A 7,173-nucleotide genomic window follows, 5' to 3' on the forward strand; every position below is an offset into this window, starting at 1 on the left:
GGGTTTTCATGCATTTTCCCTGGGGAGTGTGGCAGGTTTGTTATCTGGCTACTTAAAAGACGAATTTGTTACATCAGCAACGAAGGAGGTGGCGAGTGCAGGGTTTGAAAGATACGCAATAGCTCGAGGTGTACCTGCCCCATTGGCTGCAAGAATTACTGCGGCGTTGGATTTGGCGGGAGTATGGGGCGAGGTGTCGGACAATGCGACTAACATTATCGATTGATATAAGTGTCTTTAAACTGGGGAAAGGCTTATGAGCTCAAAGGACGCATGGTTAGAGGGGATAAAAAAATATCGCGTCTATATACTTTGGTTTATGGTTTTCCTTTCTTTTTTAAACGCTGCTTTACGTTTTTGGGGAGAGTGGGAGTATTTTGTTGGTGTATTGGTTGGGCAGCTTTTTTTTGGGCAGGCGGCACAATCCTATTTTTACGATAAATATATTTCGTTTGCTGGCGGTGGGGTGAGAGTGGAGGATGGGAGTGTGCCAAGACTGATAGCGTTTGTTTTGGCGCTGATTGGTTATTTTACGTTATTCCTGTTTAATGGATATCCATGGGGTTAGGTTGCCAACGACGCGATTTGCACCGACTTCGCCAACTACGATGCACACTAAGCACCGGCGATGCAGACACCGGCATTGCACCGATCTTTGATGCAGAAAGCGTCAGAAAAGACGTGCAGGCTCAAGCAGCCATTACCCAGGAATTTGGGTCGCGGGCGAGCCAGTTAGTGGGCGACACCGCCCAAGCCAAGCTCGAAGAAGCGCAAAGCAAGCGCCTGCAAGCCCAACAGGCTCAGGCCGCGGGCGACAGCGAACGCGCCAACCAACTCAACGCCCAGGCCGATCAGCTACAAAGCGACTGGGGTGAAAATGGCACTAAACGCCTCGCCGCCCACACCGCCATCGGCGCACTGACCGGCGGAACGCAAGGCGCTACGGGCGCCGCCGTGGGTACCCTCAGCGCCCCGGCCATCGCGAGTGCCCTGAAAAACGCTGGCCTCGACGACACCCTCACCGACGGCCTCACGGCACTGGCCAGCACCGCTGCCGGTGCAGCCACCGGCGGCACCGAAGGTGGCGCGGCGGCGTTTAATGAGGTGGTGAATAATTATCTGACCAACCGTGCCATTAACCAGGAGCTGGAGCGATTAACTTCCGAGGACTCGGCACTGGATCCAGAACTAAAACGCCAACTGGTTGAGCATCAGCTATTGAATGGCCTGCAGGAAAACGCGCCGCTGGATGACTGCCGCGTGGTTGGCAGTGACTGCAGCCCACAGCTGGATGAGATAACGGCAACGTTCGAGCTGTTGCAAGATCCCAATACACGGGAGCAGCTTGGCGGTGATCTCACCGATGCCCTCATCGAGCGTCAATTGAATGATCTAGTCGCCACCCTAGAAAGTGTTGACTGGTCACAAGACCCGGACACCATCGCCCGCGCTGAATGGATAGGCCAGCGTGTGCGCAACATTATTGATATATGTGCTGTGTTTCCAACAGGGGCAGCCTGCCGAGGGGTGTCTCTGGGAATGACTGGCTCGGATGTGACTGAGAAGGTATTAGATGGAGATGGTAGTGGAGCGTTGATACAAGCTACAGCAGCAGCTGCTAACCCGGTTGTTGGAAAGGCAGTCTCAGGAAGTGCCGAAAAAACTGGCGTGTACTCCGAGGAGTTCCTTGAATGGATGAGGAATATTTATGGAGCTGGCACCGAGAAAATCATTCAGTGGATATATGACGAAACGCAGTCCGCGCCTGATACAGACGACGAGTAATACCGCGATGGTAAAACGAGTTAGTCAACACCGGGGTGGGCACAAACAATGACAGAAAAACAGTTTCAGATATTTTGCAAGGTGATTTACCGGGTAACAGTGATGACGTTAATGCTGCAAATTGTGGCGTGTGGCATGATGTTCTGGATGTTTTGGCGGGGCATGCCGGAGTACCAAGATGTGTTGATGGGGTTGGCAGGCTCCATAATTTGGTCATTAATGCTCTTGAGTTCAAAAAAAACGCTCTTTAAACGTAAAGAAGTTAAAATGGGCACTTTGGGCGATTCAGGCATTATGCACTCACTGGGTGCGAATATCTTTTGGTGGTGTGGCTACCACTTTTTTGAACTGTTTTTTGTGCTATATGCAATCTGGCTTTATATAAAGGCGGTGTGGCTTTGAGTTCTACCTTTGACCGCCCACTGCCGTTCAACACTGTGGCCAGCATTGGAGGTGGCACATTGTTTGGTCACGCCATGAAATAACACCCTCAACCGACGCAGCAACACGGACGTTGCTGCATTGATTTGCAGGGAAGGCATGGCGTGTCTTGCCTGGCGGTAGCGTGGCGATAAAAGGGCTCAGCCTACTGGAATGCGCTGCTGGCAGGGAAGGCACGGAATGTCTTGCCTGGCGGTAGCGTGGTGATAAAAGGGCTCAGCCTACTGGAAAGCGCTGCTGATCATCGCCCGCCATGGTATTCTGCCACTATAGAATTAACAGGGACGCGTTATGGCCATCCACCACCACGATACCGGCTACAAGGAACTGTTCAGCCACCCTGAGTTCGTTGAGCAACTGATTGAAGGGTTTGCGCCTGCCGAGATTGCCGGATTAATGAACTTCACCACCCCGTCATTCCCGAGTGGGGTAATCGGGAATCCATCTTGAACTTGACCTTTCTAGCGACGGCTCCTGCCTAAGGTGAAATCCAACCCCAAGGTCAAAATGGATTCCCGCTAAGGGCATGCGGGAATGACGGTGGCAGGGGGCGGGCATGGTGGCTATGAATGTATTAGGCATATTCCAGTCATCGGTTGACCGCAGCATGCCGATTCGGCTGATGCACTACGTCGCCTGCTTTTACAGTGAACTACTCAAACAGAAGGTCATTACGCCCAGCCAGGGCCTGCCACCGGTATTTCTGGTGGTGCTGTACAATGGCTCAAAACCCTGGACAGCCCCACTGGATATTTACGCCATGGTGCAGCCGGAACCGCCGGCTTTCCTGCAGGTCTATCAACCGCGTCTACGCTATTTTCTGATCGATGAAGGGCGCTATACTAATGAAGAATTGGGTTTACGCCAGACACCGCTCAGCGGTGTGTTCGGGGTAGAAAACGCCGGAGAAAGCTGGGAAGCCCTGCAGAACGCTGTGGATCGGGTCGTCGCCATTATTCAGACTGACCCCAACAAAGAGCGTATCGACCGGATTATCACCCGCTGGCTCAAGCGGCATTTGTACCGGCTAGGCACAGAGGTCAATCTGGACCGGCTCGACAGCTTGATGGAGGACAAAGACATGTTGGCAGAGAATTTAGAAAACCTGGTCAAGAAAGAACGCCTGGAAGGGCGGCAGGAAGGTGAGCAGTCTGGTATTGAGAAAGGACGTTTGGCTGAAGCGCGCGAGGTGGTACGCACCCAACTCACGTTCAAGTTTGGTGAGGTGCCTGACTGGGTAGAAGCACAGCTTGTGCAAGCCGACCATGACCAGTTGAAAGGCTGGATGCGCGACGTGCTGTTCGCCAATCGCCTGGATGATATGTTCAAGCGCTAGCTTTCCAAGCGCTCGGTTAAGGAGACGGCCGCGCCAAGGGCCACGGCAATGGTGACAGTACCTTCTTCAACAACACCCAGCTCAGCGCAGGCAACCAAGTCATCCTCACCAGCGGTGGCGACACCACCCTCAAAGGCGCGGTGGTCAGCGCCCCGCAAATCACCACCAACATCGGCGGCGACCTGACCATTGAAAGCCTGCAGGACACCGCCGTCCACAACGAACGCCACTCAAGCAGTGGCTTCGGTGCCAGCATCCCGCTAACCGGCGGCACACCCTCGCTCAACCTTGACCTTAGCCGCACGAAAATCAATAGCGACTTCCAAAGCGTCAATGAGCAAAGCGGCCTGCGCGCTGGCGACGGCGGCTTCCAGGTCAATGTCGGCGGCATCACCAAACTCACCGGCGGTGCCATCACCAGCACAGACGTGGCGATTGACGACGACCTCAATACCTTCACCACTGCCGGGCAAACCGCCAGCGAGGCACTGGAAAGCGGTGCACTCACGTTAACCGACCTTGCCAACAACGCCACCTATGAGGCCGAAAGTATCAGCGTTGGCCTCAGCAGTGGTGGAAATGATAGCGGTGAAAGCAGTATCGGACTCTCCGGCATCGGCACCGGCACCGGCCGCGACGACGGTAAGGCAAATAGCACCACGGTTGCCGCCATCAGCGGCCTGGCAGGCAATCAAAACGCCAGAACCGGCGACGCAGACACCGGCATTGCCCCGATCTTCGATGCCGACCGCGTCAGACAAGACGTTGAGGCTCAAACCACGATTACCCTGATTGAAGGCTTTGCTCCGCCTGAAATTGCCGGGTTAATGAACTTCACGACGCTCAAGAAGCACAGTGGCCATTACATCACACCGCTGTTCGAAGAGAAGATCGAAGACGTGGTGTGGTCGGTGGAAGTCACTTGGCAGGGCATGACGCAGCGGGTGTTTCTATACATTTTATTAGAGTTCCAGTCAGCGGTTGATCGCAGCATGCCGATTCGGCTGATGCACTACGTCGCCTGCTTTTACAGTGAATTACTCAAACAGAAGGTCATCACCCCCAGCCAAGGCTTGCCACCGGTGTTTCCGGTGGTACTGTACAATGGCTCCAAACCCTGGACAGCCCCGCTGGATATCTACGAAATGGTGCAGCCGGAACCGCCGAGCTTTCTGCAGGTCTATCAACCGCGCCTGCGCTATTTTCTGGTTGATGAAGGGCGTTATACTAACGAAGAATTGGGCTTACGCCAGACACCGCTCAGCGGTGTATTCGGTGTGGAAAATGCCGGTGAAAGTTGGGAAGCCCTACAGAAGGCTGTGGATCGGGTCGTCGCCTTTATTCAGGCTGACCCCAATAAGGAACGCATCGACCGGATTATCACCCGCTGGCTCAAGCGGCATTTGTACCGGCTAGGCACAGAGGTCAATCTGGACCGGCTCGACAGCTTGATGGAGGACAAAGACATGTTGGCAGAGAATTTAGAGAACCTGGTCAAGAAAGAACGCCTGGAAGGACGGCAAGAAGGACGGCAAGAAGGACGTTTGACTGAAGCGCGCGAGGTAGTACGCACCCAGCTCACATTCAAGTTTGGTGAGGTGCCTGACTGGGTAGAAGCGCAGCTTGTGCAAGCCGATCATGACCAGTTGAAAGTCTGGATGCGTGATGTACTGTTCGCCAATCGCCTGGATGATATGTTCAAGCGCTAGCATTCTTACAGCCTGTAAGCCATCGACCGGGTAGTAGGCCTGCGCGTCGAACTGAAAAACGAGGCGATGTTGCTGACGTAACCGATACCCCTTGGCCCGAAAGTGCCAAGGGGTATTTTTTATGTTTCAGATGCTCCTTGGCTAAGTGCGCTTGAAGAGAGGTCACTGTTTTAAGTGAAATAGTGGTGATAAATAACTAGGATAATATCGTCAGCCCCCGATATTCATCATGTGGCGTTTATATCGATGTAAATCACAGGGAGTGTGAACATATTCTATGAAAACTTTCTCTATTATCTTGTTACGCATTTTAGCGCTGTATATTGCGCTTAATCCGCTACTTGCCCTAGCGCCGATGCTGTTTGGCCCAGGCTCGACAGAATCATATGACGAGTGGTTAGTCACCCTGATAGCAATGATTGTTATGCCTCTTATTGTCGGCGCTGTACTTTGGCTAGTGGCAGAACCGCTGGCTAATAAAATTCATCCAGCTAATAACGCTGACTCTCAGTTATCACTGCACGAACTAGGCTTAGTCCGTGCAGGTAGTTTTCTGATAGGTGTTTATCTCACTTTGCAACATATTGGCACAGCGATTAGTCAGTGGATCTGGTCAGGTAGTATTGCCTATGGTTCTCTCGTCGTCATTGCTCTTGGTGTGGGCTTGATAGTGGGAGTCAATTTTATCGGTGAGCTATATAAGAAGATAAAGTATGCGGGCAGTGGTTTGTGAGTGCTAATAAATGCACTCAAAAGCACAGCTAAGCATGCCACGAACAAACGGATTAAGATTTTCGCTTACGAACACTCGTTCTGCACTACGATCCTCTTCTACTAAAACCATTGCTTGGGGTACGGTTGCCCTGAAACAAACCGGTGATACACGTATCCGAATCCCACAATTAAAAGGGCTCCAGACGCTACGGGAGTGATCAAAAAATGCCAGTGTTCTCCCGCTAGCATAATCAGTAGGGGGTTAGCACCTGCAGGCGGGTGGATGGTGTGGGTAAGCATCATAGCGACTATCGATAAACCGACTGCCAAGCCCAGCGTCCATTCGTGCACGCCAAAGAAATGAGCCACCATCAGTCCTAACGCCGCCGTTATTAAGTGACCCGCAATCACGTTGCGTGGTTGGGCTAATGGGCTGGCGGGTAAACCAAACAGTATCACCATGGTGGCGCCAAAGGGGGCCATTAGCCATAACGCGTCACTGTGTGAACTTAGAAAGCTGAGTGCTGTTATGCATCCAGTCGCTCCAATGCCAGCGAGCAGGGCTGCTTTCTGTTGAGCAGGTAAATACAGGGAAATTCTCATGGATGCATCCTTGGGCGAAAGAGTTGAGACAAGGGAGACCGATCTGTCTCCTTTGGCTATGGTAGACAGATCGGTCTCTGTGGGTCAATATGTTGTTCGTAAAATGAAAGTGAGGTTGTGCTGTGGAAAGACGAGAGCAGTTAGTTTCGGTCGCCTTTGGGCTGTTTTACCGCTACGGGGTGCATGCCATTGGTATCAACCGGATCATTGCTGAATCAGGCGTGGCAAAAAAAACGCTATACCATCACTTTGCCAGCAAAGAAGCCCTGATCGCTGCAACGGTTGACTATCGTGACCGACAATTTTTTTCCTGGGTTGAAGGGCGCACGCAGGGCGCACCTGATGGACAAAGCGCAATTTTTGCTTTGTTCGATGCGTTGGATGATTGGTTTAATGAGAGAGAAAAGCTAATTTATCCTTTCCATGGGTGTTATTTCATCAATGTCAGTGCTGAATTCAGTGACTTAAATCATCCCGTGCATCAACAGTGCGCTAACCATAAAAGAGCCATGCTTGGCTTAATAAACGGGTATATGTCACAAATATTCGTTGATGAAAAAACGGTGACTACGTTGTCGGAAGCGG

The 7,173-nt window shown here is 52.2% G+C and carries 10 protein-coding genes and 1 pseudogene; 10 read left to right on the forward strand and 1 reads right to left on the reverse strand.

What is annotated here, in order from left to right; translation table 11 throughout:
* The 9 genes and pseudogenes from INT22_RS21100 to INT22_RS14200 form a co-directional block, all read left to right on the forward strand.
* Positions 1-226: hypothetical protein (locus INT22_RS21100; RefSeq protein ID WP_226912750.1), on the forward strand; the 226-nt coding region annotated here is incomplete at its 5' end.
* Between the two features lie 30 nt (positions 227-256).
* A complete protein-coding gene (locus INT22_RS14165; RefSeq protein ID WP_193068434.1) occupies positions 257-568 on the forward strand; it encodes a hypothetical protein in 312 nt (103 codons plus the stop codon).
* Between the two features lie 17 nt (positions 569-585).
* Positions 586-1,785, forward strand: a complete 1,200-nt coding sequence (locus tag INT22_RS14170) for a hypothetical protein (RefSeq protein ID WP_193068435.1) — start codon at positions 586-588, stop codon at positions 1,783-1,785.
* Between the two features lie 135 nt (positions 1,786-1,920).
* On the forward strand, positions 1,921-2,187 hold the full coding sequence (locus tag INT22_RS14175) for a hypothetical protein (RefSeq protein ID WP_226912751.1): 267 nt from the start codon (positions 1,921-1,923) through the stop codon (positions 2,185-2,187).
* A 330-nt stretch (positions 2,188-2,517) separates the two neighbouring features.
* Positions 2,518-2,676, forward strand: coding sequence for an Rpn family recombination-promoting nuclease/putative transposase (locus tag INT22_RS14180; protein ID WP_226912752.1), 159 nt, complete (start codon positions 2,518-2,520; stop codon positions 2,674-2,676).
* Between the two features lie 106 nt (positions 2,677-2,782).
* Positions 2,783-3,562, forward strand: a complete 780-nt coding sequence (locus INT22_RS14185; protein ID WP_193068437.1) for an Rpn family recombination-promoting nuclease/putative transposase — start codon at positions 2,783-2,785, stop codon at positions 3,560-3,562.
* Positions 3,563-3,654: 92 nt separating this feature from the next.
* Positions 3,655-3,729, forward strand: a pseudogene (locus INT22_RS21820) (hypothetical protein); the annotation flags it as partial.
* A gap of 261 nt (positions 3,730-3,990) precedes the next feature.
* Positions 3,991-5,271 carry an Rpn family recombination-promoting nuclease/putative transposase gene (locus INT22_RS14195; protein WP_319022083.1) on the forward strand — a complete coding sequence of 427 codons (1,281 nt, stop codon included), beginning with the start codon at positions 3,991-3,993 and terminating at the stop codon, positions 5,269-5,271.
* A gap of 277 nt (positions 5,272-5,548) precedes the next feature.
* Positions 5,549-6,004, forward strand: coding sequence for a hypothetical protein (locus tag INT22_RS14200; protein WP_193068438.1), 456 nt, complete (start codon positions 5,549-5,551; stop codon positions 6,002-6,004).
* A gap of 101 nt (positions 6,005-6,105) precedes the next feature.
* Here the strand turns inward: INT22_RS14200 and INT22_RS14205 are convergent, their stop codons facing one another.
* Positions 6,106-6,588, reverse strand: coding sequence for an HPP family protein (locus INT22_RS14205; RefSeq protein WP_038483211.1), 483 nt, complete (start codon positions 6,586-6,588; stop codon positions 6,106-6,108).
* 122 nt (positions 6,589-6,710) lie between these two features.
* Between INT22_RS14205 and INT22_RS14210 the strand changes: the two genes are divergently transcribed.
* A partial coding sequence (locus tag INT22_RS14210) for a TetR/AcrR family transcriptional regulator (protein ID WP_319022082.1) occupies positions 6,711-7,173 on the forward strand: 463 nt, incomplete at its 3' end.

It is taken from the genome of Halomonas sp. 3D7M, assembly GCF_014897885.1.
Lineage (GTDB): Bacteria > Pseudomonadota > Gammaproteobacteria > Pseudomonadales > Halomonadaceae > Vreelandella.

Bases quoted from the DNA above. Each gene is read 5' to 3' on its own strand.
- INT22_RS14165 (WP_193068434.1), top strand. From the start codon at position 257: ATGAGCTCAAAGGACGCATGGTTAGAGGGGATAAAAAAATATCGCGTC.
- INT22_RS14175 (WP_226912751.1), top strand. From the start codon at position 1,921: ATGATGTTCTGGATGTTTTGGCGGGGCATGCCGGAGTACCAAGATGTG.
- INT22_RS14180 (WP_226912752.1), top strand. From the start codon at position 2,518: ATGGCCATCCACCACCACGATACCGGCTACAAGGAACTGTTCAGCCAC.
- INT22_RS14185 (WP_193068437.1), top strand. From the start codon at position 2,783: ATGGTGGCTATGAATGTATTAGGCATATTCCAGTCATCGGTTGACCGC.
- INT22_RS14200 (WP_193068438.1), top strand. From the start codon at position 5,549: ATGAAAACTTTCTCTATTATCTTGTTACGCATTTTAGCGCTGTATATT.
- INT22_RS14205 (WP_038483211.1), bottom strand. From the start codon at position 6,588: ATGAGAATTTCCCTGTATTTACCTGCTCAACAGAAAGCAGCCCTGCTC.